Source organism: Clostridium beijerinckii, from assembly GCF_018223745.1.
Lineage (GTDB): Bacteria > Bacillota > Clostridia > Clostridiales > Clostridiaceae > Clostridium > Clostridium beijerinckii.
Window position 1 is genome coordinate 3123234 of the sequence record NZ_CP073653.1, and the last position, 26018, is coordinate 3149251.

Annotated in this window: 22 protein-coding genes; 8 read left to right on the top strand and 14 right to left on the bottom strand. The window is 28.1% G+C overall.

The features are described 5' to 3' along the window. Complete coding sequence (locus tag KEC93_RS14135) at positions 1 to 405, top strand: (deoxy)nucleoside triphosphate pyrophosphohydrolase (protein WP_077867960.1); 405 nt, start codon at positions 1 to 3, stop codon at positions 403 to 405. Between the two features lie 104 nt (positions 406 to 509). On the opposite strand, the gene KEC93_RS14140 is transcribed toward KEC93_RS14135, so the two are convergent. Together KEC93_RS14140 and KEC93_RS14145 are read right to left on the bottom strand one after the other, a co-directional pair. Next, positions 510 to 1184 carry a ferredoxin-like domain-containing protein gene (locus KEC93_RS14140; protein ID WP_077867959.1) on the bottom strand — a complete coding sequence of 225 codons (675 nt, stop codon included), beginning with the start codon at positions 1182 to 1184 and terminating at the stop codon, positions 510 to 512. Positions 1185 to 1487: 303 nt separating this feature from the next. Beyond that, positions 1488 to 2423 carry an Rpn family recombination-promoting nuclease/putative transposase gene (locus KEC93_RS14145; RefSeq protein ID WP_238892898.1) on the bottom strand — a complete coding sequence of 312 codons (936 nt, stop codon included), beginning with the start codon at positions 2421 to 2423 and terminating at the stop codon, positions 1488 to 1490. Positions 2424 to 2772: 349 nt separating this feature from the next. On the opposite strand from KEC93_RS14145, the gene KEC93_RS14150 reads away from it, so the two are divergent. The 3 genes from KEC93_RS14150 to KEC93_RS14160 all read left to right on the top strand — a co-directional run bounded on the left by KEC93_RS14150 (position 2773) and on the right by KEC93_RS14160 (position 4905). Continuing rightward, positions 2773 to 3522, top strand: coding sequence for an MBL fold metallo-hydrolase (locus tag KEC93_RS14150; RefSeq protein WP_077867958.1), 750 nt, complete (start codon positions 2773 to 2775; stop codon positions 3520 to 3522). Positions 3523 to 3552: 30 nt separating this feature from the next. Next, entirely contained in the window at positions 3553 to 4296 is a 744-nt protein-coding gene (locus KEC93_RS14155) for an NADPH-dependent oxidoreductase (protein WP_077867957.1), read from the top strand. A gap of 429 nt (positions 4297 to 4725) precedes the next feature. Continuing rightward, positions 4726 to 4905, top strand: coding sequence for a hypothetical protein (locus KEC93_RS14160; RefSeq protein ID WP_017210666.1), 180 nt, complete (start codon positions 4726 to 4728; stop codon positions 4903 to 4905). 221 nt (positions 4906 to 5126) lie between these two features. Here KEC93_RS14160 and KEC93_RS14165 read toward each other — a convergent pair whose 3' ends face one another. The 5 genes from KEC93_RS14165 to KEC93_RS14185 all read right to left on the bottom strand — a co-directional run bounded on the left by KEC93_RS14165 (position 5127) and on the right by KEC93_RS14185 (position 12230). Next, complete coding sequence (locus tag KEC93_RS14165; RefSeq protein ID WP_077867956.1) at positions 5127 to 6572, bottom strand: DEAD/DEAH box helicase; 1446 nt, start codon at positions 6570 to 6572, stop codon at positions 5127 to 5129. A 346-nt stretch (positions 6573 to 6918) separates the two neighbouring features. Further along, positions 6919 to 7299, bottom strand: coding sequence for a retroviral-like aspartic protease family protein (locus KEC93_RS14170; protein ID WP_077867955.1), 381 nt, complete (start codon positions 7297 to 7299; stop codon positions 6919 to 6921). Next, positions 7296 to 7541: a hypothetical protein gene (locus KEC93_RS14175; RefSeq protein ID WP_077867954.1), complete on the bottom strand. Its 246-nt coding sequence runs from the start codon at positions 7539 to 7541 to the stop codon at positions 7296 to 7298. Before KEC93_RS14175 ends, KEC93_RS14170 begins: the two co-directional genes overlap by 4 nt. Positions 7542 to 8592: 1051 nt before the next feature. Continuing rightward, positions 8593 to 10164 (bottom strand): PAS domain-containing sensor histidine kinase, encoded by a 1572-nt coding sequence (locus KEC93_RS14180; protein ID WP_023976492.1) that lies wholly within the window; start codon positions 10162 to 10164, stop codon positions 8593 to 8595. 344 nt (positions 10165 to 10508) lie between these two features. Beyond that, positions 10509 to 12230, bottom strand: a complete 1722-nt coding sequence (locus tag KEC93_RS14185; protein ID WP_077867953.1) for a methyl-accepting chemotaxis protein — start codon at positions 12228 to 12230, stop codon at positions 10509 to 10511. Positions 12231 to 12547: 317 nt separating this feature from the next. On the opposite strand from KEC93_RS14185, the gene KEC93_RS14190 reads away from it, so the two are divergent. Next, on the top strand, positions 12548 to 12757 hold the full coding sequence (locus KEC93_RS14190) for a cold-shock protein (RefSeq protein WP_023976494.1): 210 nt from the start codon (positions 12548 to 12550) through the stop codon (positions 12755 to 12757). Between the two features lie 174 nt (positions 12758 to 12931). On the opposite strand, the gene KEC93_RS14195 is transcribed toward KEC93_RS14190, so the two are convergent. The 3 genes from KEC93_RS14195 to KEC93_RS14205 form a co-directional block, all read right to left on the bottom strand. Further along, complete coding sequence (locus KEC93_RS14195; RefSeq protein ID WP_077867952.1) at positions 12932 to 13885, bottom strand: L-lactate dehydrogenase; 954 nt, start codon at positions 13883 to 13885, stop codon at positions 12932 to 12934. Positions 13886 to 13979: 94 nt separating this feature from the next. Continuing rightward, a complete protein-coding gene (locus KEC93_RS14200) occupies positions 13980 to 14999 on the bottom strand; it encodes an ABC transporter substrate-binding protein (protein ID WP_077867951.1) in 1020 nt (339 codons plus the stop codon). A gap of 281 nt (positions 15000 to 15280) precedes the next feature. Then, positions 15281 to 15598: a nucleotide pyrophosphohydrolase gene (locus KEC93_RS14205; RefSeq protein WP_012058997.1), complete on the bottom strand. Its 318-nt coding sequence runs from the start codon at positions 15596 to 15598 to the stop codon at positions 15281 to 15283. Positions 15599 to 15786: 188 nt separating this feature from the next. Here KEC93_RS14205 and KEC93_RS14210 point away from each other — a divergent pair, with 188 nt between their 5' ends. The 3 genes from KEC93_RS14210 to KEC93_RS14220 all read left to right on the top strand — a co-directional run bounded on the left by KEC93_RS14210 (position 15787) and on the right by KEC93_RS14220 (position 19879). Next, entirely contained in the window at positions 15787 to 15933 is a 147-nt protein-coding gene (locus KEC93_RS14210) for an NUDIX hydrolase (RefSeq protein WP_238892899.1), read from the top strand. Between the two features lie 441 nt (positions 15934 to 16374). Beyond that, complete coding sequence (locus KEC93_RS14215; RefSeq protein ID WP_077867950.1) at positions 16375 to 18108, top strand: ABC transporter ATP-binding protein; 1734 nt, start codon at positions 16375 to 16377, stop codon at positions 18106 to 18108. A 1-nt stretch (position 18109) separates the two neighbouring features. After that, on the top strand, positions 18110 to 19879 hold the full coding sequence (locus tag KEC93_RS14220; protein ID WP_065419298.1) for an ABC transporter ATP-binding protein: 1770 nt from the start codon (positions 18110 to 18112) through the stop codon (positions 19877 to 19879). 252 nt (positions 19880 to 20131) lie between these two features. Here the strand turns inward: KEC93_RS14220 and KEC93_RS14225 are convergent, their stop codons facing one another. The 4 genes from KEC93_RS14225 to KEC93_RS14240 form a co-directional block, all read right to left on the bottom strand. Further along, on the bottom strand, positions 20132 to 21673 hold the full coding sequence (locus tag KEC93_RS14225) for a GxxExxY protein (protein ID WP_077867949.1): 1542 nt from the start codon (positions 21671 to 21673) through the stop codon (positions 20132 to 20134). Positions 21674 to 21963: 290 nt separating this feature from the next. Continuing rightward, positions 21964 to 22395, bottom strand: a complete 432-nt coding sequence (locus KEC93_RS14230; RefSeq protein WP_077867948.1) for a DNA-deoxyinosine glycosylase — start codon at positions 22393 to 22395, stop codon at positions 21964 to 21966. 38 nt (positions 22396 to 22433) lie between these two features. Then, positions 22434 to 24173: a helicase-associated domain-containing protein gene (locus KEC93_RS14235; protein WP_077867947.1), complete on the bottom strand. Its 1740-nt coding sequence runs from the start codon at positions 24171 to 24173 to the stop codon at positions 22434 to 22436. Between the two features lie 14 nt (positions 24174 to 24187). Then, positions 24188 to 25858, bottom strand: coding sequence for a DNA repair helicase XPB (locus tag KEC93_RS14240; RefSeq protein ID WP_077867946.1), 1671 nt, complete (start codon positions 25856 to 25858; stop codon positions 24188 to 24190). Positions 25859 to 26018 lie beyond the last annotated feature (160 nt).

Here is a 26018-nt window from a genome sequence, read left to right on the forward strand (position 1 = left end):
ATGAAGAAAACTATTAATGTTGTAGCTGCAATTATAAAAAATGAGAACGAAGAAATATTATGCGCTCTACGCTCTCCTATTATGAAATCGCCAAATCTTTGGGAGTTCCCAGGTGGTAAAATAGAGGATAATGAAACTCCAAAAGAAGCTATTGAAAGAGAAATCTTTGAAGAATTGAATTGTAAAGTGCGATATATTAATATACATAATGAAAATAGGCATGAATACGATGATTTTATTGTAAATTTGATAACTACTAACTGCGAATTAGTAGATAGCTATCCTAAAGCTAATGAACACGCAGCTTTATTATGGCTGAAACCAGAAAGCCTGCTTTCTTTGAAGTGGGCTCCTGCAGATATTCCTGCTGTACTCGAAATAATAAAAAATCATGCTATTATTTAGCATGATTTTTTTACACTATTAGATATATTAATTTAAACTAATTGATTTGTTCATTAATTTGAAAATTTTCTATTCAGATAAAATACTGTCTTAAAATTTTCACTTTATAAATAACTATTAAGATTTATTTGTTCTTTGAACTCATCTAATCCTACTCTGTCTATGTAATCTCCTAATCTTTCTCTGTTAGTCGCATTTTCCCTATATACTTCAATAACTTTTTCTATTAAATCATATACCTTTTCTTCTGATACAGAAAGTGCTATTCTATCTGCTATTCTTGGTCTAGCTCCACCTTTTCCGCCAACATAGAACATCCATCCTTTTCCGCTTCCTATTAATCCTATATCTTTAAATGCACTATCTGCACAGCTATGAGGACAACCACTTACTCCCATTTTTAATTTATTAGGTAATTCTTTTCCATGATATAAGCTGTCCAATTTTGAACCAACTGCTACTGAATCTTGAAGACCTCTTTTACAAAAAGTAGTTCCTGGACATATTTTTATGCTTCTTACACATAGACCTACTGCTGCACCTGGGTCCATCCCTAGATCATCCCAAGCATTATCTAAATCTTCTTCTTTTAATCCAACTAATGCAATTCTTTGAGCTCCTGTAACTTTAATAGCCGCTGCATTATATTTTTCAGCTACATCTGCAATATTTCTTAAAATCTCTGGAGTTACAAGTCCAGCAGTTAAATGTGGAGCAATTGCATATGTTTCCTTATCCCTTTGTAATATTGCTCCTTTTTCTAATAAATCAGTTTTCATCGCGTATCTCTCCTAATTCTAATTCTCAAAATAAAGTATTAATGTTATATAATAATTTCTATTAGTTATTGTATCATATTTATAATCCAACCTCTAGCGAAAACATGATATTCGAAATATTCTAAATATTTAAAAGCTTTTAATATATAATATATCTTTTGATGAACTCTATTTATTGTAGCTTTTATCTTATTGGTTCTTACTATGCTTTTGCACTTTTATATCGACTATAATATAATTTTGTTTAGAATAATTAAAGCTGAGGCCTTCTAAATATTAGAAAATCTCAGCTTATCTCTTAAATTAATTCTTGAATCTTATTTTAGATATCTCATCTACATTTAAGCCTGTTAATTTGCTTATATCTTCATCATTCATACCCAATTTTATTGCATTTTTAGCAATCTCGATTCTATCTTGCTTTCTAGTTTCTTTTTCAACTTTTTCTTTCATTTCTTTAATCATAAAAGCATTATTTGCTACCATATTTTCCACTCCTTCTTTATCAGCTTCTAGTATTTTAACAACACTTTCTCTTACGGTTTCATCAACAGTATTCCTAAGCCAGTGTTTCAATATTTCTTTTTCTCTACTTGTTAATTTATTAAATTTTAGTGCTACAGCCTTTAACCTCTCAAAAAATTCTAATGGTTCTACCTTTTGATCTAATAAAAATATAGCTGATGTAATATTATTGTTTTTTATTAATTCTTCTTTTGTATATTGATGATTTACATCAATAAGTGAATATTTAAAGTTTACTATATTCTCACCAAACAACTCATTTTTATTTACTATATCTTTAAAATAAAGAGGTACATTCCACTTTCTTATAGCATTATATAATACAATTGGAATTACTGCTGGAACTCTAAATCCTTTTCTATTTTTCTTATCTTCCTCTGTTAAATTTTTAGTATATTCTCTAAGTATTTCATTAATATAAAAGAATAATCTTAAGGGCATTCTATAATCCACAGTTGATTGAAATTCTAAAAGTGTATAGAATATGATTTCTTCTCCACCAACATTTGCCCTATATACAATATCCGCTTCATTTTCTTCATAGTCTGCTAATATATACTGCTTATCTACTAAAATTAAATTTTCTTCATTTAATTCTTTTGCCCAAGATGCATTAAGCATTTCTTTAATTAAATTAACAAACACTAATTTATTTGAATAAAGATCTTTATATGATTTATCATGTACATTATTTGTAGCCCTCTTATAATCCATTCACTTACCTCAATTATAGCATAAATTTAGATTTAAGCGCTCATTTATCTATACTATAATTATTTCCAAACGCTAACAAATTATACGTACATATGTTCTACTAAAAAAATAAAATAAGAAGTATATAAATGTAATAACTAACTGAGATGCTATACCCTACTACATTACATACAGCTATATTTCTTTCTTTTGTAGCTTCAATATCACTCATGATTCTCCTAATCTTTCAAGTAATTAATAAATTCTATTTATTTAAGCCAAAATACCGATTGACAAATTTAATTTTATTAAATATAATTTACTCATATTAAATGTCGTATAAAGATTAATTACATCGGAGGAATAGATTATGAGAATTTTAGCATTGGAATTTTATAAAAATGGAAGAATGAAAGAATCTTTTGCATTTGGAGGATCACTTGAAAAAGAAAAAATTAATATAAACAAAGATTACCCTGCAAGCCTGCAAAATTATTTAATAGATACTGGAAAAGAGGTTATTCTAGTAGACACAGGTTTACCAGTTGAGACTCCTGATTTTGAAGATAAACCTGATCAAGCCTTATATATGGGTGAAAAAATTGCTAATTTTAAAGAAGCACTAAAAAATGTAGGTTATGCTCCAGAAGATGTTAGTAAAGTAGTTTTAACTCATAAACATCCCGATCATGCCGGTGAACTTAGAATGTTTGATCATGCAAAGATTTATATATCAAAAATAGAGCTTGAGGCTATGAATATTGCAGCCGACAATTTAGTTGAAGTTAATTTTACTGATGGACAGTATAAAAACTTTGATAAAAGCCAAATTATAAGTGAAAATATTTATATGCTGCCAGCTTATGGACATACTACTGGAAATTCATTAATTGTTGTTTATGATAACGGTATTCACTACATGATTCATGGTGATGTTACTTACACAGACGAAGCTTTAAGGCAAAACCAATTATCTGTTGTCTTTGAAGATAAAGTACAAGCAATTGAAACATTAAATAAAGTCAGAACTTTTATAAAAGAAAATGATACAGTTTATTTATCAACTCATACTCCAGAAGGTGTAACTTCCCTTAAAAATAAGACTATAATGAAATTGTAATAAATCGTAAAATTGAAAGGATTGAATAAAATGAATAATACAATAGAAAATATAAAAAATCATAGATCAATTAGACAATATTTAGATAAGGATATTTCAGATGAAATCATAGATGAAATAATAAAAGCTGCCCAAGCCATGCCTAATTCAATAAATGGTCAGCAAACAACTGTCATAGCTATAAGAGATAAATCAAAAAAAGAAAAACTTGCAGAACTTGTTGGAAATCAAGAATATGTAGCTAAAGCTCCTGTTTTCTTAGTTTTCGTAATGGATTTTTATAGAACTTATTTAGCTGGCGAAAAAACTGGTTCTAAGCAAATAATACATGAAGACATTGAAAGTGCTCTAGTTGGTGCTGTAGATAGTGGAATTACTTTAGGTGCAGCAATAATTGCAGCTGAATCTCTAGGACTTGGAACTGTTCCAATTGGTGGAATAAGAAAAAATCCAGAAGAAGTTATAGAACTCTTAGATTTGCCTAAATATACATTCCCACTTGTAGGCCTTGCAATAGGATACCCTTCAGATGAATCACACACTAAGCCAAGAATTCCATTTGAAAGCTTTAGACACAATGATACTTATAACAAAGAAGCTATAGAAAATTCTATTGATAGCTACGATGAAGAAATGGAAGCTTACTTAAAAGACATCGGCAGATATGACAAAGAAAAAAATTGGAGTACTTTAACTTCAAGTGTTTATCAAAATATATATTATCCAAAAGTTAAGGATGCAATGAAGAAACAAGGATTTACCCCTGCAAAATAAATTTTCCTAATAAATAAAGAGTACCAATCATATTCCCCTTATGATTGGTACTTTCTTTGAATTTTCAAAGTTGTTGTAGCTTAATGCTTAATAAGTCTTCCCCCTATTTTCATAAGTATTAACTCATTCATCATATTTAGCCCCATTATTACCATCAATTAAATTTAAACTTTTAGAAGATAATTTAATTATACGACTCACTTTATATTAACACTAAAAAATAATTTACTATAATAATTTTTATTAAGTCTACTTTTTACATTATTCAAACTAATCCCCCATATCATCCAGTTATTCAAGTCTTAATTCTTAATATTTCTTCCATGTTTAGTTTTGAGTATTTTTTCAGAAAAATTTTAAAAGAAGGAATATTCAAAATATTTAGAATATGATATAATAAGATAAAAATATATAGAGGTGGTATGCTTTATGGAGAAATATGGAGATCATGAAATAATCGTAATACAGAATAATGAAAATCAATACCCATATAAGGCAATTGCAAAAATAGGTGATAATGAGATAAAGCATAAGGGGCAGAGTAAGTCTGAAGCAATTGATTTAGTTAAGCAAAGCATTAATAAGTTAAAATCCAAAAATATAATATAACTGTAGTATAAGTAAATTCAAACAAACGAAAACTATTACACTTAAAATATTAGGTATGAAAACTACATAAAACCCCCGACAAATGTCGGGGGTTTTTATCTTAGAAATAGAAAAATAGACTTCTTTATTACCTCTTCATAAGAACTACTCGCTCTCACAACATTAAAACGTCATCAGGTAAAATATTATTTTCAAATTCATAAAGATAATCTTGTTTATTCTTATATATCAACTTTACTTACGGTACGAAGCCTGCCTTTGATAGGTGTTTTTTGTAACTGCTGGAACACCCACTCTCCTTTATTATTTAATATTTCTACAAAGGTAGATATATCAACTATATTGATGATTCCTATATCGTCTTTTGTCATGCCTTCAATATTACAAAGCGTGCCTACAATATCTACCGCCCTCATCTTTGTTTTCTTACCTGCATTAATATGTAATTTCATAATCTCTTTACTTAGCTTCTCACCTTTTGTTTCTTTAATTTCAGGTCTTGTATTCATTTTCAAAGCAAATTCTTCTTTAAGATTATTTATAGTTTCCACTTTAGGTCTTTCCTTCAAAAGAATCTCTTTGCCTATATATTCATGTATATCATTTAAAAACTTACTTTCATTTTGTGTTACAAAAGTAATTGCTCTACCCATCTTGCCTGCACGTCCAGTTCTTCCTATCCTATGAACATAACTTTCCTTGTCTTCTGGTATATCATAATTAATTACATGGGTGATATTATCTATATCTATCCCTCTAGCTGCAACATCTGTGGCTATTAAATATCTAAAATAACCCAGCTTAAAATTATTCATTACTCTTAATCTATCACTTTGTTCCATTCCACCATGTATTTTTCTACAATTATACTGGAGCTTTGCCAACTCCTTATAAACTTCATCAACCTTTTGTTTTGTATTGCAGAATATCATACAACTATCTGGATTTTCTAATATAGTTATATCTCTTAAAAGTTCTATTTTATTCCTTTCATTTACGTTATATCTTTCTTGACATATATTATCTGCAGCTTTATTTTGATCCTCTATTTCAATATGTATAGGATCTTTCATATATTTATTGCATAAAGTCTCTATGTCTTTTGGCATTGTGGCTGACAATAACATGGTCATACGTTCTTTTGATAAGCTTTTTATTATTGTTTCTATCTGATCTACAAATCCCATATTAAGCATTTCATCAGCTTCATCTATTATAAGATACTTTATTTTTGATAGATCAAATGTACCTTTTTCTATATGATCTATAATACGACCAGGTGTTCCAACTACTATATGTGTCTTTTGCTTAAGTTCCTTTTCTTGATCATAGAAAGGTGACTTCCCATAAATTGCAGCTGCTTTAATTCTTTTAAATCTACCTATATTGAAAAAATCCTCTTTGACTTGGATAGCAAGTTCTCTTGTTGGTGTAATTACTAATGCTTGGGGTTTATTTTCTTCCCAATCCACTAATTGGCAAATAGGAATAGCATATGATGCAGTCTTACCACTTCCGGTTTTAGACTTTACTACTATATCCTTTTCTTCTAACGCAATCGGTATAACCTGTTCTTGAACTTTTGTTAACTCATTGAAATTTAACATACTAATTGCTTTTAATAGCTCATTGCATAACTTATAATCATTAAAATTTGCTTTTATCATTTGATCATCTCTTTTCTATATTTCTTACTATTATTGTTACAAACATACATTTTTATCCGATATTTTCTCTTTATCATTACAATCTATATAACAATATGTATACTAACCTTTTTATTATATCATACCCATGTATTTCTACCGTTTATTTAATGAACTCGTGGTTAAACACCCCAGAGACCCAACGATTGACAGGAGCAAGCACTAGTTATAAGCTTTTAAAATAAGTTATAACTTTTAAATTTTAATATGTAAAAAGCCATCCTTTTGCGGATAGCTTTTTGCGAATTCTAGTGTCAAAATTAAGACTTTCAAATTATGAAATATTTCTTTATCAGATTCTTACACCTTAACAGCTATATAATTTCAATTCTTTTAAGTTGATAGTTATACCTAATTTTAACAACACATCAAGCCCAAGTAAACCATTTATATATCCTTCTTCATCAATTAATCCAAAATCTATATTTACATCTTCTAAACAATTTCTTCCTATATTAACTGAATTAATATTTTTCCTATAAGAATAATGCTCGCCACCAACACCATACATTGTGATAAATTCATCCTCTGCTTCCGCTTTAATCCCTAATTTATATACACTATCTGGATTAATAATAGTATGTGCAGCACCTGTATCTACAACCACATTATTAATTAATACATTATTGCCCTTATATCCAATATTCATATCAACAAATAACAAACCATTTTTATATTCTAACTTCATCTAATTGCTCCTCTTAATACTGGCATTTGAACTATATTCATTGATAATTCTTCTTTTGATGTATGAAATACAAAATTATCGCCTTTACATCTAATTAATATATTGCTCGCTTCTTCATCATCCAAAACTCTTACTACAGCTACATCATCTATACACTTTTTATTCTCTTCAATATGAGCCTCTAAACTTCTTAAAAGCACAAATTTATTAGGGTATATATTTCTTACTTCTTCCCACTTCATATTCTCACATCCTAATATTTATAATAAGTTTATAAATGAGTCATTTTTTCTATCCATATTTCTACCTCCATTATATCATAAATTTAGGTTTGATCACTCATATGTCTATATTATAATTATTTCCAGTATCGAACAAAATATACGCACATATGTTCTTGTTAGATGATAAAATTAGAAGTATCCCTTAATACAATCCTTGATCTACCAGATTTTAATTATTTTTATTATAGATACCCAAATTATAAATTTGACACATTCATTATTCTAATTCATGTAATACTAATGGAAACATTAAATGTATAAGTGAATTTCCTGGTTCGGATATCTATATCTTTCCTCATTTCTCAATTTCTTTATTTTTCTAAAAAACTATAAGAAATCCTCTTTTAATATCCTTGAAATAATTTTGTAATACAACTTCCATTAAATATTTTTTGATTTATTTTTCGTATAATGCATATTCAAAACAAAACTACACATATTAATATCATAAGGAACATAACAGTCGAGCAAAGATTTCTATATGCTCTTGATATGAGGGTGTATATAAGTCGAACAAAGATTTTATAATGGTTATAACATATAGTTGTTATGATAGTCGGCGATAAGATTTTATCTGGTGGGGAAAAGTTTTATTATAGTTGATTTATATCTATTATAATAGTACTCCAACTTATTATTTAAGGTCGAGTTAACATTATTCAATGTGTTGAATTGATTTAATACAGCTGTGAGGTTATATTAAGTTGAATAAATATGTTGTGTGGTGGAGCGAAACATGGTAATTGGTTGTGATTTGTTGTATTATAGTCGAAAGATTATAATATGATGATAAGCTATCTATTATTGTGCTAGTGAAGATTGTTATGCTCTTTAAAAAACCGTATTTAGTATATATCTATGCTAGATGCGGGTTTTTTAATCTTGTTTGTACCAATTAAGGCACTATTAAGAAAATACCAAGTTAATTCATCAGCATATTTTGATCTGTTATTTTCTTTTATGCACTAAAATATATTTTTGAATTTTTAGTAATTCATAATTTTAAAAGTTAAAAATAAACATCTGAAAATTCTATTCTTATACGTTCATCCTTATTTTTAATATTTCTATCATATATCATATTTTCCTTAGCTACTGCTCCAGCTGGAAGGGTCACAGTAAACTTACTCCCTTTTCTATATTCACTTTCAACATTTATACTGCCACCATGCAATAGAGCAATAGATTTCACTAGACTCAATCCAATACCAGTACCTTCCGCATTTCTAGACAAAGATTTATCCGCTTGTTCAAATCTATCAAATATAATATCCAATTTTTTCTCTTCAATACCAATCCCATTATCCTTTACTGATATTTCAACCCATTCATTCATATCCTTAACCTTTACAAATATTTCACCATTATCATTTGAAAATTTTGTAGCATTAGAAATAAGGTTTAGCATTATTCTCTCGATTTTTTCTGGATCACACGCAATAATTTTCTCTTCCGTATCCGTGTCAAAAATAATATTTAAGCCTTTAATTTTAACAAAACTTGTTACTGACATAACTATTTCTTCTACGACATTAACTATATTCACATTTACTAGGTTAAGTTGAAAAAATCCTGCTTCTATTTTTGATGAGTCCACTATATTGTTAATAAGCTTTGATAACCTATAGGTATTTAGCTTTATTGATTTAAAATATTTAATAAATATATCCTTTTTATTTATTATTGAATCATCCATATAATACATTTCTAATAACTGAGCCGTTGCCGAAATTACGTTTAATGGAGTTTTAAGTTCGTGAGATATATTAACTAATAACTCTTCCTGCTTTTTTAATGTATTTTCCATGATTTTATTCGCCTTTATTTCAGCAGTAACATCCATTTCCAATAATTTATTTTGTTCTTCTAGCATTTTTTCTAATTTTTTTCTTTCTGTAATATCCCTGCTAAATCCTGATACAGATACCAAATCCCCATTTTCATTATATGTAGGAACTAAAAAATCCTCTATCCAGACATAATGTCCATCTTTATGTTTAAATCTTGCACAAAAAGCTTTGGAAAAATCCGAGTTTTTATCTATTTTAGATTTTTGTATATGAAGATCATCAGGATGAATAATTTCAAATGGCAAATTGGCATTAGTATAATGTATTTCTAGATCATATCCTAAAATCTCTTCAATTGAAGAAGTAAGATATATAAATTTGAACTCAGGTAAAATTTGAAATGCAAAAAAAATGTCCTGAGTTTTTTCACACGTTTTGATTAGCTGATTATACCTCTCTTCAATGTGAAGATATTTGCTTATATCTATAAGAGATAGGTATGCTCCAACTATTTTAGAACCATCATCAAGAACAGGTTTAGAGACAACCTCAAAAAGTAACTGATTACCATCTTTTTTTAAAACTAAAGTCTCAAAACTTTCACGTGATAATAAATCATTAAATTTATAACCTAAAAATTTATCAATATTAGTATTTAGAATTTCATTTTGCATAAATCCTAAAATCCTATAACAGTTTTTAGAAATAGATTTAATTACTCCATTTGTATCCACTTTAATAAGTAACTCTCTCTTTATTTCAAAATTGTCTAAATCAATATCTAAGTTCATTTTTTCTATTCTCCTAACAATATATGTATACTAAATTCAAAAGCTAGTATTAAACATTGAAGAGACTTAATTCGATCCCCTTCATATATTTACATAATTTCTCACTAAAAAATAATTATAACATATAATCACAAAGACATCTTAATTTTTTGTTTTTACTTTGATTGCAGATGAAAATTTTTACACAAATACATTTAGCAGTTACTAAGTATATAATTTATGGCCCTCAGAGGTTGTAGTCGAGAGAATATAAATTCATAAAGAATAAAAAAAGAGCCTTGTTACAGGCCCAATATTAATATTTATTGTATTACTTATTTGAGTTTTCTTCATAGATATATAGCCTAAACTTTAAACTTAGACATTTCAGTCTTTAACTTTTCTGCACTTTCTTTTGTTTGTGTAACCTGTTCTAATACTTCATTTGATTTATGACTAATTTCTGAAACTTTATTTGCTATATCTACCGTTCCACTTGCTCCTTCGCTTGTTGCTTCTGCTACCCCATCTATAGTTTTTAAAATATCATTAATTGATGCTAAAAGTTCCTCTGATGTTGAACTAAAGTCCATAACAAGGTCATCTACAAATTTTGCATCTTCACTATATTTTCCTGCTACTTCAAGCATATTACTATAGTCTCTCTTTACATCTTTAGACACAAATTCTAAAAGATTATTTGAATTATATGAAAGATCGTTAACAGCTTCTCTAACCTTATTTGTTACTTTCTGTATTTCTGATACAGTATCTTTTGACTGTTCTGCAAGTTTTCTTACCTCGTCTGCAACTACAGAAAATCCACGCCCAGCTTCCCCAGCTCTTGCTGCTTCTATCGCTGCATTTAATGCCAATAGGTTTGTCTGTTCTGTTATCTGCATAATTGAATCAGATAGTACATTAATTTCTTCAACTACTTTTGACTTTTCTAAAGCTTTTTCAAGTCCATCTTTTGTATTTACAAATGCATTATGAGCTGTCTTTTGAGAATTTTCAATATTTTCTTTAGTTTGTTGTGCTCTTTTATTTATTTCTCCTGCTTGAATCGCTCCCTCTTGTGATTTTTCAGCTATTGATTGTACTGCCTTACCTATTTCTTGAGAAGTTGCTGAAGTTTCTTCTGCTGAAGCTGAGGTTTCCTCAATAGTTGCTGAAAGTTCCTGCGTAGTTGCTGAAACATCCTCTATATTCCCATTAAGAATTTTCACTTCATTATTCACTGTGTTAACAACCTCTTCTATTTTATCTGATTCTTCTACAATATTTTTAATTAATGATTTTAAGCTTCCATTTATATTATCTAAAGCTTTTGCCATTGTTCCTATTTCATCTTTTCTCTTTTTAAATTCTACAGGTACTTCACTTGTAAAATCTCCACTTGATAGTATGTCCAAATAATTAACTGAAATATCTAAAGGTTTAACTATATTTTTTGTGATAATCTTAGACATCAAATATCCTACTATAATAGAAACAGCTATAGATATAAGAAAGATTAATGTTATCTTTTTGTAATTCTCATTGTTTAACTCATTAATCTCATCGGCTTCTTTTACAGTATGCACCGCTAACTCTTTTAAATTTGCTTGAAAATTGTTGGCCACATCTTTAATATCTTCATTCTTTTCTAATGCTTCCTTTTGCTTTCCCTCTAAAGCAAGTTTTAATATCTCATCCATTGCTTGTCTATATGTTGATAAATCATTTTCTATCATTGGAATCATATCTTTTTCATGCGTATCTAAATCTACCTTTTTATAGTTTTGAAAGTTATCATCAAACATTTTCTTTCTTTGTTCAATATCCTTCATTTTTTCATTTTGTTTATCTTTATCATCTGGATATAACATTATGTAATACATATCTGCTTCAATTGCCCTTGCCTGATTTCTATTATCATTTAACCAGTTAATTGAATTTAATTTATTATTATACATTAACTCCATATTATCGTTGCTTATTTTTAGTTGAATGTAACCGAAAACACCAATAAATACTGTAAAAATCAATAGTATTGAACTTAATAATTGTAATTTATTTTTTATTTTGATATTACTTAATTTCAAAATAAAATCACCTCCAAATTCATTTTCGCTATTTTTTTATACCATTACTCTCTGCAAAAATATTGTTGCACTGTTTTATTGCCAAATTCGACAAATAAACTCGCACTTTAAACCTATTTTCCCATAATATTCTTTTGTTTATAATTATAACACATTTTTTCTAATTTTATATTAGAATTTAATATAAATCAAAAAAAAGCTTAAAGTTTATTATTTTTTACTTTAAACTTTTGATTTATTATATTATTTTAATGTTTAAAATCCATTCTTTTAACAAAGACTATAAAATATAATTATTGCAAAAGGAGGAATTTTTCATGGCTAAAGTTACTGGCGTAGTTAAATGGTTTGATACAGAAAGAGGCTATGGATTTATATCTTGTGACAAAGGAGATGATGTTTTTGTACATCATTCACAAATTAAAGATAAAGGGCCTGATAAAGATCTGCATGAAGATGAAAGTGTTACCTTCGACATTGAAAGTGGCGAAAAGGGACCTATGGCTACAAATGTTCAAAGATTATAATAAAATTATAATATAAGATTATATATATATGGATTAAATGAATTGTATCATCTACTTTTGAAAACCCAATTTTCTTAGAAAGGTGATTCTTAAGTCCAAATAGCTAAATTTATTAATATAAAATATCTAATTTAATTGCAAAAAAAGAACCCTTGTTTTAGGGTTCTTTCAACTTTAAAGTGTATTGGCTTTCTCTATATATTCTCTTAAAATTCCACATGTATGATTAAATTGTGATTTTTCTTTTTCCGTTAAGTTTATTTCAACAATTTCTTCTACTCCATTTTTGCCTAATATAACAGGTACACTTGCAAAAACATTTTCTTCACCATATTGTCCTTCTAATAATGTAGATGCAGGAAGTATTCTCTTTTCATCATGAAGTATTACTTTAACTATTTCACTTAAACCTACGCCTATTCCAAACTCTGTACATCCTTTTCCAGCTATTATCTCATATGCTGCATTTGCTGTTCTACTAGCTAACTCATCTAAATTAAGATTTCCATAAGTTTCTGGTTTTTCCTTCATCAAATCAAATAATGGTTTTCCACCAAAATACACATGTGACCATGGTACCATTTGTGAATCCCCATGTTCTCCCATGCAATATGCTTGTATAGATTTTTGATCTATGCCTGCTTCATCTGATAATATTCTTCTAAGCCTTGATGAATCTAACGTTGTTCCAGTTCCAAACACTTTGTTTTTCGGAAAACCTGTTTTTTTCCATATATAATGAGCTATTACGTCTACTGGATTTGATATAACTATAAATATACCATTAAATCCTGATTCTAGTATTGGATCTATTATAGTATTTACTTCGTTTATTGTATCTTCTAAGTAATCTAAACGTGATTTATTATCCTCTGGTGGAACTCCAAGACTTACTACTACAATATCTGCATCTTCGCAATCTTTAAAAGTTCCTTTTTTACTCTTTACATAATGAGGTAAATATGAAATTGTATCACTTAAATCAACTGCTTCTGCATTTGCTTTATTTTCTATTTTATCAATCATTACAATTTCATCACATATACCCTGTATTGCTAGAGAAAATGCACAATGTGAACCTACATTTCCACTTCCAACTATTACTATTTTCCTAGTTTTTATACTCATTTTTAATCACCATCTACTTCCATTAATAATTAGGGACATGAAATAAAATAACAAGTTCAATTTTTTTGATTGTGCATTAGTAAATTAGTCACTACTATTCAACAATACCACCTGTTGCTTTTTCAGCATTAGCTTCTATATCTGATGGAATCTTAATATTCAATTTCTTTGCAACATCTGTATTTATAACTACTTTTATTTCACTTAATTTTGTTATTTCAATTTCTGAAGGCTTCTTTCCCTCAAATATTTCTGCAGCTTCAAAGCCTGCTTCTTTTCCTAATTCATAGTAATCTATACCTAATGTTGCAAGAGCGCCCTTACTAATCGCAGCGTCTTCTGCACCAATTACAGGAATATTTTTTTCTAAACAAAGCTTACCTACTAATGTATAGCTTGAAGCTACTGTATTATCTGTTGGTGTGTATAGTGCATCAATTTCACCAAGAGCACTTGATAAGTTTTGATTTATTTCATTTGTATTAGTGACTGCTATTTCCTTTACTGTAATTCCATGTTTTTCTGCTTCAGCCTTAAATTCATTAACTTGAATTACAGCATTAGTTTCTGATGAATTATAAATTACCCCTACAGTTTTAGCATTTGGAATTAACTTTACTAATAATTCCATTTGTTTATCTACTGGAGTCTTATTTGATGTACCTGTAACATTAGTACCTGAACTCTTCCAATCCTTTGCAACTCCTGCTTTTACTGGATCTACTACTGCAGAACATACTATTGGTATATCTTTAGTAAAATTGTACGCCGCTTGAACTGCTGGTGTTGCAATTGCAAAGATTAAATCCTTCTTACTATCTGTAAATTGTTTAGATATGGTTTGTGCATTTGATTGATCACCTTGAGCATTTTGCTGCTCAATTTTTATGTTTTTTCCTTCTTCATATCCTTTTTCTTTCAGTCCATCAATAAAACCTTTATTAGTTAAATCTAATGCGTCATGTTGTACTAATTGTATAATTCCAATATTTTTTACTTCTGATGAAGTAGTTTTCTCTTTACTAGAACCTGTTGTATCTTGTCCACATCCCGAAAGCACTCCACCTACTAAAACTGTACATAATAACATTGCCAATTTTCTTTTTCCTACCATATTACTGTCCTCCTAATTTTTCACTTTCATAATTAACACATTCCTACTGTACTACTAATTTTAATATCATTATGATAATTTATTTCATATTTTCATAATGATTTGATAACACTTTACCAATCTTTTTGTTATAATATCATAATTTATAATTGTTGTAAAGTTAAGGAGACTTTTGGTAAATTTATAAAAGGGCCTGACCCTTTTATTGATGCGATTCAGTGAAAAATAATAAAGCTGAGATTTTCTAAATATAAAAAAATCTCAGCCTATAAATATGATCTTTATAATTCTGTGTACTTCTTGCTGTTACCTTTAGCTTTTTCTACTGGATATTTTTCTTCGTTTTTATCCATTTTGCTATTTATAATTTCCTCTAAATCTACTCCTAATGAATCAGCCATATGTATACAATAAACCATAACATCAGCCAACTCTTCTAAAACATGTTCTTTATTATAGTTTTCTTCATCCCATAAAAATTCTTCTAGAAGCTCTCCTGCTTCTATGGATATAGCTTTAGATAGATTGGCTGGAGTGTGGAATTGACTCCAATCTCTGTCATTTCGGAATTTTCTTATTCTATTTATTGTTTCTTTCATATTATTCACTCTTTCTATGTTTTTCCAGTTTTTATTTTTATTATAGCATATATTACATAAAATGAATTTCATAAAAATTTCTAAGTATTATATAGTCATATTATTTTTTAACCTTTATATTATTTTGTGTTGAACACAGCTCTGAGAAAAAATTCTTAACCCTGCAAAATACCTTTAAGGTGTAAAAAATGAAGAAAAGAATAAATGTTGTAGCTGCAATTATAAAAAATGAAAACAAAGAAATATTATGTTCTTTATGCTCTCCTGTTATGAATTCACCAAATCTTTTGGAGTTCCCAGGTGGTAAAATCGATTATAACCAAACTCCAAAATAATCTATTGAAATTAAATTATTCTCTTGCCTTTTTTGTTAATTTGTAGTATATTTGCAACATGATGTTTAAAAAATAATTTTTTAAGGAGGTTGAACTATGAATACAATTATATTATTTATTACATTTATAAAATTAAATACATGTACTTATTCATCTGTGAAACCTCGCGAAAGAACCGCTATGTGATATCTATCACTAACTTTTAGCATTTAACTTTTATATTATTTTGCGTTGAACACAGCTCTGAATAGCTGTGTCTTTTTTGCGTTTAAGGGTTTATAAAGTTGCTTCTTTTAACTTAGGGCATATTCAAAACTTATTATTTACCTTCATGCACCTAATTAAAAACTTTATAAATTTAAAATTTTAAACATCATACAATATCTAGGCATATTTAACTATCAGATTATTGAAATCATATGCCAAAAAGGAGGAAATTTTATGACCTTATTTAAAAATTACATTGCAAAACAATGGAAATTATTACTTTTGCCTATGTTTGCTATGATAGTTTCCATCTGTGCAGATAGCTCTTATCCTTACTTTCAAAAGATATTTATTGATAATATAATTCTTGGTCATATGGAGAATTATTTAATTATATTTTTAATAATTGTTGTTTCAGTTGCGCTAATTCATGGTTTATTTTCTTACTTAAATGAGTATTTGTTCGATAAATTTGCTCTTATAGTATGTAAAAAATTGAGACAAGATTTGTACTCTAAATTTCAATCTTTTGAATTCTCTTTTTTTGATAATAATAACACTGGTGAATTACTTTCGAGAATTATTGAAGATGTAGATGTAGTATGGGACACTCTATCCTTTGGAATGAGATTGCTATTGGAAGCAATAATACTTTTTTCAGTTTCTGCTTTTATAATGTTTAATATAAATAAAACTTTAACTATTATCTGCTTACTTGTTTTATTACCCGTTGCTTATATTGGAACAATTATGGACAAGAAGTTCTGGACTGTATATTCACAAATTAGTGACCAAACAGCCGAAATAAACTCTATAGTTCAGCAAGATGTTTCTGGTATAAGACTTGTAAAAGCTTTTGCTCGTGAAAAATATGAAATATCAAAATTTTTGAAAGTAAACAAAAAATTCTTTGATTTAAATGTTGAGCAAGCAAAAATAGTTGGGACTTATGGTCCTATAATTGAACTTTTAACAAACGCTGCACCAATTTTAATGATTGTTTATGGTGGTTATTTATGTATTCAAGGAAATTTAAGTTTTGGTAGTTTAGTAGCATTTACTAGTTATATTTTTAATCTTTCTTGGTGTGTAAAGAATTTAGGTTTTTTTATTAACTTACTTTCACAAAATAAAGCTTCTATGAGCAAGATAACTGATATTTTAGATAGAAATTCTGAAATTACTTCCAAGGAAAATGGCTATAACCCTACTGAAATTAAAGGAGATATTATATTTAAAAATGTAAGCTTTTCTTATAACAATGTTGAAGTACTTCATGATATAAATTTAAATATTCCTCACGGAAGTACTGTTGCAATAATGGGTACCACTGGATGTGGTAAAAGCACATTACTTTCTCTAATAGGCAGGTATTACGATGTGACTAAAGGAGAAATTTTAGTTGATAATGTTAATGTTAAGAACTGGAACTTAGAAACTTTAAGAGCTAATATGTCTGTTGTATTTCAAGATACTTTCTTATTTTCAGATACAATAAAAAACAATATAGACTTTGGAAGTGATAAATCTGAAAGTGCTTTAATTAAAGCTGTTAAAGATAGTGCTGCTTACTCCTTTATTAAAGAAACGCCAGAAGGTTTTGATACCATTATTGGCGAAAGAGGTCTTGGCCTATCAGGAGGACAAAAACAAAGACTTGCTATATCAAGAGCAATATTAAGAAAATCACCTATCTTAATTTTGGATGATTCAACTTCTGCCCTTGATATGGAAACTGAATTTAAAGTTCTTCAAAATCTAAAAAATGATAAGAAAAAAGCAACTACTTTTATAATTGCCCATAGGATATCTGGTGTAAAAGACGCTGATATAATTCTCTTTATGAAAGATGGTAGAATTGTAGAAAAAGGTGATCATTCAAGTTTAGTAAAGGCTAAAGGTTACTATCATAGTGTATATTCTCACCAATTTCAGGATTTTGAAGCACTTACATTGGAGGCGAATTAATATGAATGATATTTTACATGAATCATCAAAGATTCAAATAGTAAAAAGACTATTAACCTATGTTAAACCTTATAAACTGAAAGTTACTCTTGTAATTTTACTTTTACTTATTGTAATGGCTTGTAATTCAGTTACCCCTTATTTAATGAAGATATCTATAGATACTTTTGTTGCAGAAAAAAATGTTAAGGCTTTAATTCTTCTTGGATGTGGGTTAATACTTATGAATGTATTTTCAATGATTTTATCTGGAATCAGAACTATCGCCATGTCTAAGATTACCAATCAAATCTTAGTGGATATTAGACATAGCTTATATACTCATATACAAACTTTAAGCTTTAACTTTTTTGATAATAGACCCGTTGGAAAGATTATTTCAAGAGTTGTTGGAGATGTAAATGCTCTTCAAAATTTATTAAATAATAGTATTGTAAATTTAATTCCTAATGTTTTTACTATTATCCTTGTAATTTGTCTAATGCTTATATTAAACCCAATGCTGGCTGGTATCTGCTTAATTACAATGCCTTTATTATTATTTGCAATGTTCTACATTCAAATTAAGGCAGATAATAAATGGAAAATTTTTAGAGAACATCGTTCATCGCTAATTGGATACACTCATGAATCCTTATCAGGAATGAAGGTAATTCAAGGCTTTAGCAGAAAATATTACGCTAAAGATAAATTTGACAGCCATATTGGAAATCATGCAAATGGTTTTATGACTGCTGTATTTACTCAAGATTTCTTTTGGCCATTTTTGACTGCATTCCGTGGTTTAAGTATGGTAATTCTACTCGGCTCTGGATATTTGTTAAGCAAACAAGGAAATTTAAGCTTAGGTACTTTAATGGCATTTTTTATGTACATTGAAATGCTTTGGAGACCTATTATAAATCTATCTTCATTTTATAATGCTTTTGTCACCAGTATGTCTGCTGGCGAAAGAATTTTTGATATTTTAGATACCAAAAGCGATATTGTAGATGAAGCATCAATTAAGGCTCTCCCTCAAATTAAAGGAGATATAGAATTTGATCATGTTACTTTTTCCTATACTAATGCTGATATTCCGGCTCTTAAGAATACTTCTTTTAAATTAAAAGCTGGCGAAAAAATAGCTTTAGTTGGTGAAACTGGTGCAGGAAAAACAACCATAACTAATTTAATTAGCAGATTTTATGACCCTACCTTTGGCTGTGTAAAAATTGATGGTTTAGATATAAAAGACGTCACTGTTGAAAGCTTAAGAAGTCAAATGGGTATAATGCTTCAAGATTCATTTTTATTTTCAACCTCAATTAAAGAAAATATACGCTATGGTAAATTAAACGCTACAGATGAAGAGGTAGTACAAGCTGCAAAGGCAGTTAATGCTCATGAGTTTATCGAAAAACTAGAAAAGGGATATGATACTGATGTAAATGAAAGAGGTTCAAGACTATCCCTTGGTCAGAGACAATTAATAGCTTTTGCAAGAGCTCTAATTGCAGATCCAAGAATACTAATACTAGATGAAGCAACTGCAAATATAGATACTGAAACTGAATTATTAGTTCAAGAAGGTATAAAAAAGCTTATGAAAGGAAGAACCTCAATAGTAATAGCTCATAGGCTTTCTACCATAAGAGATTGTGATAAAATTTTTGTACTTTCTAAAGGTAAAATAGTTGAATCAGGCACTCATGATGAACTTCTTAAAAATCATGGTTATTATTATAAACTGTATTCAGCTCAATACAGCTTCCTAAAGCAGGATGCTTAAAAAACTTCAAGTTATCTAAAGACTTATTAAAAAGATAACAAAATAAATAACTTAGCTAACTCATTTAGGAGTTAGCTAAGTTAAAAACATATTAATAAATTAAGCTCTTTTTCAATTCCTCCTGATATATCTATCATATAATGCTTTTTAGGTACACATACGCCTGTTGTATTAAACCTTTTTGTCATAGCTTCACTCTCCATCTTTAAATAGTATGATGCTCTGCAAAAATTACTAATAACTATTCACTATCTAAACAAACGCCACAAATATTTCCTTTCCTTCATAATGTATTATTTCTTTTTTATACTCTTTATCTTTATTAAAATTGTAAACAACAAGATATCCCTTATCTAACCCTTGAATATCTAGATAGTTTTTAATCTGATTTAATCCTTTTTTATGGTATTCAGCACCTCTCCATATTTTAAGTTCAATTACGTACTTACTTGAAAGATAACTAACTACTATATCAAGTCTCTTTTCTTCAGAAATCTGTACTTCTTTGAAATCAAACCCTACACCATTTATTATTGGTTTTATAAATGCTAAAAATAGTAATCTACCCTCACGTTCTATAAATTTTGAGTCAATGGAACTGTATTGTTCTTTAATAAACTGTTGGAATTTTAAAAGTATCTTTTCAAAATCTAATCCATTATCAATTATGAAATTTTCTTTGAAATTATAAGTTGACATATCTGTATTATTTTCAAGCTTGGAAGAGAAATAATTATAAAGCATTTGCTCAAATATTCTGTTAGATATTTTTACTCTTCCATCTATATTTTTTAAATATCCGTATATAACTCCTAAATTTATAAGTGGATTATGAATATTAAAAGTCTTTTCCGTACCATTAATTATTAAATCAAATATATAGTCTTTAAATTCATTATTATTTTCAATATTTTTTACTAAATCATCAAAAAGTGTATTATTTTCTTGTAGTAATTCCTTTACTGATCTATTAATATTTTCTTCATTCCATAATAATTGATTTTCATCAATTATCTGACAAAGTCTGCTTACTAAGAAAGGATAACCACTTGTATAAAAATAAATTATTTCTGAAATTTCTTTAATACTAATTGTCACATTTTTATCTTCTGAATATTCTTTTAACATGGTGCTTATCTCATCTGAATTAAAACTCATATCTACATTGAAATTTACTGCTATATTCCAAGGACTATTATATTTTTTTTCGTCATCTTGTCTGATTTTAAGCTTCAAATTCTTAATATCATACACCCCAGCAAGAATTACTGAATAAAAGGTTTTATCTTTACCCTGTTGCCTTAATAAAAATTTATTTCTAAGCATTCCTAAAAAGCTCATAAATAACTGATTATTAGAGCTCTTATCAACTTCATCAATAAACAGTACAATCTCTTTGTCAACAATTCTACAGAAATTTGTAATAGCTTTTGACACAGCATTTAAATCATTAATATCTTCAGACATTTCATAAAGTTTAGATGAATATTCTTGGTAATTAAACTGGATACTATCTCCGAAGATTTTTAATATTGTTTTAGAAAAAGTTTTTTCTTCCTCAAATATTAAATCTCCTAAACCTTCAAAACTAATACTTAAAACTAAATATTCGTCTTTCAATTCTTGTTCTAGCATATACATTGTAGTAGTTTTTCCATATTGCCTAGGCCTATTTATAACGAAATAATCTCCTCTATAAACCATACTTTTTATTTGCGTCAGCTTATTTGTTATATCAACCATATAATGCAAATGAGGAATGCAAACACCTGTTGTATTAAATCTTCTGTTCAAAATCAACACCTCTTTTCCGTAGTTGTATTCTATCTTTTACATTGATACCCGAACCACTTATATAGTAGTTATTATACCATATATTAAGAAACTAAAATTTTTTTCCTTCTAATCTTCTTAACTTTTTTTATTCTTAAATTGTAAAAAACTTTTATTCAAACCCATAGTCCTTTAAATGAATATTTAATTGATCTATATTACTGATTCCTATACTATCAACTTTTATCTCATCTATGTTTTTAACAAAAGCACTGTGGGTACTTCCACTGAAATATCATTTTTTACTGCATTTACTCTTTTATGCATTTACAATAATCTATAAGAGTATCTAATGTAAATTTAGCGTTGGCGGGACTAGTTGAAGGTAACTTTATAATATCTCTTTTTATTATTGGATATGTATATTTCATGTAAAGTTTGAAAGCCTTGTCACCATTTGCATATATCTTTTCAATGCTAGCATTATTCAAGACAATCGATAAATCTGATGGTACTACATTCTTAATACTACTATCACTTGATCCTGTGATTTCGCAGCTTTCTATTACGTCCCAGAGCGCAATTCCATTATTTAAAAGCATATCTTTCTTGTCAAAAGTTGTATTAGCTTCATCACAATCAAAAATTCCTGCTATTACTTTCCAAAATCTATTTCTAGCATTGGCATAATAAAATTGAGCTTCTCTTGATTGAACTGATGGAAATGTACCAAGTATTAACATCCTTGATTTTCCATTTATCTTTTAAAATTTAGTGTTTCTTATTCTAAAATGCAAAAATGATTTTTCTTTTCAATATTTCTTTTGACTTTATTAGCATTTTTACTATTAATTTCAAATGCGTATGGCAATTCCTTAGCTATATCTTTCTTTATTTCTTTATAGCTTTTTAGCTCTTCTAATAAATACTTATCATCAGTTTCAACAATTGTAACTTTTCTAATTTTTATCTTCTTACTTCTTTCATTCCATTCATTTAATGACATAAGAACATTTTCTGGAATTTTATTTTTTGAGGCATCTTTTAAATATTCTATTACTTCTTCTATAGATATATCATTATCCAATGCCATAACCATGGATTTAAATGATATTTTATATATACTTACTGTATCTTCTGATAATTTTTCAGCAAATTTATCTAAGTTTATACAATGAACATCTTTCATTAAACCTCCTGGAACCATAATTTCATAGTTAGGCTGAATTATTATTCCTGTTTCATCTTCTATTTCTTCTATTTTGTAATCTTTGTTAATTCCAAGTATGTATGCCCCAAGTGAAGTCAATTTAAAGTATGTAACTTTAAAATATTCTATATCATAATCAGTATAATCTTGCTTTATTAATACATCAACCATTCCAATAGCAGTTAAATATTCCATTAGCACTACTTCTATAAATCTTCCTGCTTCTTCTTCCCAATAATTTTGATCTGGATAATAATAACGTTCATAATCAGAATAAGTGTATATTGTTCCAACTTCTTTTCTTAAAAAGTTCCTATCTAATTTTTTTATATATCTTAAAAGCTGTTCTATGTTAATCCATTTATTAATTGGAACTTTTTCTAAATAATTTAGAATTAAATTTCTACAATTTGCATAGTTTCCATAGTACTCAGCCTTTACTTTTAATTCCTTAATTCTTTTTAATTCATCTATATCTTTAGCAAATATGTATGCATTTAATATTTCTTTACACTTTTCTACTGTGTTCATTGTTAAAAACTCTTCTGCCATTTTTCCAAGTATTAAGTTTCCATTTTCACTTTGTAAGATCTTACTTTCAAGTAGTAACTTAGATATTCCATAAATTCTTGTAGTATTATCGATTATCCTAACTTCACTTATATCCTGATCAAAAAATATGTCTTTATGTATTAATGCTTCATTTATTTTAATCATTGCAGTTTTATTTGGCATTTGAGATGCTTGTGTAACCTTTAATTTAGTAGAATTAACAAGTTTAATTATGGAAGTAAGTTCTTTCTCAAAATCCTCTCTTATAGAAATAAGTGCACTATCGTCCTCATCACATAAGTATTTATCAACACCTAAATTTTCTGCTAAGAATTTTACCTCTATAGGTTCTACCATTTCTTTTAATATATTATAAATTTCTATAGGCATCTTTCCTTTTATAAAAAGCAGGTTAGCTCTAGACTCACTATAAAAATATTTTTGAATTCCATTTCCATAACCACTATATCCAAATAACATTTTTTCTTGATTTATTTCATATTTACTTACAATTTCCTTTATCTCCCTATATTCAAGAGTACCTCCAGCTCTTATAAACTCCGAGATAAGTTCTTTTTCTTTTGGAATTGTACATTTCCATATATTTATTATATTTTCTTTATTGCTCAAGTAATCATATAAAGCCTTTACCATATCTGCTTTTCTTCTTGAAGTCATTTTTATTCCTGCTATTTTTAAATAATCAGGAAGTTCTAAACTTCCATATGTTGTCATTGTTTCTATCATTTCTTTTAACACAACACTCACTCCATTTATTCTATTAATTCTATATAATACTTATATCCCTGTTCTGCTAAAAACAGCTGCCTCTTTAAAGCAAATTCCTGTTCTCTGCTATCTGCTGTCACAATACTGTAGAAATAAGCCCTATTATCTCCTTTTTTAGGCCTTAAAATTCTTCCAAGTCTTTGAGCTTCTTCCTGCCTTGAACCAAACGTCCCCGAAACCTGAATAGCAACACTGGCATCTGGCAGATCTATGGCAAAATTAGCTACCTTTGATACAATCAAAATAGTGATATCTCCAATTCTAAATTTATCAAATAACTGCTCTCTCTCAGAATTTTTAGTTTTTCCAGTAATTATTGGTACCTTTAATTCTTTAGCTATTATATTTAATTGTTCTATGTACTGACCTATTATAAGTATTTTATCGTCTTTATGTTCATTAATTAAGTTTTTTAAAACATCTATCTTTCTATAATTTTCAGATGCTATTCTGAACTTACTTTTACTGTCACTAACTGCATATTCCATTTTTAAATCTTCTGGAATTTTCACTCTAACTTCAGTACACTGAGCTTCTGCTATCCAGCCTTGTTTTTCAAGTACCTTCCAAGGCATATCATACTTTTTAGGTCCTATTAAACTAAATACATCTTCTTCTTTTCCATCTTCTCTTACTAAAGTTGCTGTAAGCCCCAGTCTTCTAGTTGCCTGTATTTCAGCTGCTGCTCTAAATATAGGTGCTGGAAGTGTATGTACTTCATCATATATTATCAAGCCCCAATCCTTTTCATGAAAAATATTCATATGTACAAACTCATCAACTTTACTCTTTCTATGAGTTAATATCTGATAAGTTGAAATTGTTATAGATTTTATTTCCTTTATCTCTCCACTATATTCACCTATGTTTTCCTCAAGTATATTCATTTTATCTATAAGTTCCTGTTTCCATTGCCTTACTGCTGTTATATTAGTAGTTAATATCAGAGTTTCCTCCTTTATTTTATCCATAACTGCCATAGCAGTGACAGTCTTTCCTGCTCCACATGGAAGTACTACAACTCCACTTCCGCCTTTTGCTGAACCATCCGCATAAAATATTTCAGAAGCTTCCTTTTGATAATCCCTTATTGAAAGCGTTTCCCCTAATGAAGTGAACTTTTTTAAACTCATTTCATGTCTATTTCCCTCTATATATCCACCTAAATCCTCTACTGGATATCCTAGTTTTATTAATGAAAGCTTTATTTCTCCCCTCATATTTTCATCTATTTTATACTTAAAATCATTTATTTTTTCTTTGAAATACTTTTCAATACTCTTATAATTGGTTATTTCCTTCATGATGTATAAATCTTTTGATATTAAAAATAAACTATTTTCTTCTCTTATAATCTTTATTTTCCCATATTTATTTATATTATCCTCAATATCCTTAATAACATTCTGTGGCACCTCATACTTAGAATACTTTTCTAAAATTTCTATTATATCTTGGTAGCTCATCCCACTTGTAGCTGCATTCCACAAAGATATTGGAGATATTTTATAAGTATGAATATATTCTGGACTTTTTATAACTTCTGCAAATCTTGAAAGCTTATCTCTAACTTCTATATATAATTCATTATTAACTTCCACTAATAAAGTCTTATCGCTTTGAACTATTATTGGATTATTAATATTAATATTCATTCTTTTCTCCTTATATATGATTACTAATTTTTTCGAACTTCCGATAAATGTATTTTATCATAAAAATAAGAGCTTACATTACATAAACTCTTGCTAAACATATTCTCATATGCCTAAACATCTTGAAGATTCTTTACAAAAAATTTCTGAGTTCGTTCTC